The 371-nt window shown below is 70.1% G+C and carries 1 protein-coding gene; it reads right to left on the reverse strand.

Annotated features, from left to right (window positions below):
- Positions 1–371: sensor histidine kinase (locus AC1DSF_RS31395; RefSeq protein ID WP_478184213.1), on the reverse strand; the 371-nt coding region annotated here is incomplete at both ends.

Consider the following 371-nt stretch of genomic DNA (forward strand, 5'->3'; position numbering starts at 1 on the left):
GGTGAGCGGAAGCCGGACCTGGAACCGGGTGTCCCCCGGCACCGACTCGACCCGCAGATCCCCGTGGTGCTTGCCGACGACGATCCGCCACGAGATGTCGAGACCAAGGCCGGTGCCCTCGCCCACGGGCTTGGTGGTGAAGAACGGGTCGAAGATCCGGTCGCGGACGTCGGGCGGCACGCCCGGGCCGGTGTCGCCGATCTCGACGAGTACGCGGTCGTCGTCGCGCGCGGTGCGGATCGTCAGGGTTGCCTCGGTGCCGATGCCGTCCATGGCGGAGACGGCGTTGTCGACGAGGTTGGTCCACACCTGGTTCAACTCGCCCGGGTACGCCGGGATCCGCGGCAGGCCGCGGTCGTAGTCCTTCACGA

The organism is Variovorax sp. 01N429, assembly GCF_056399425.1.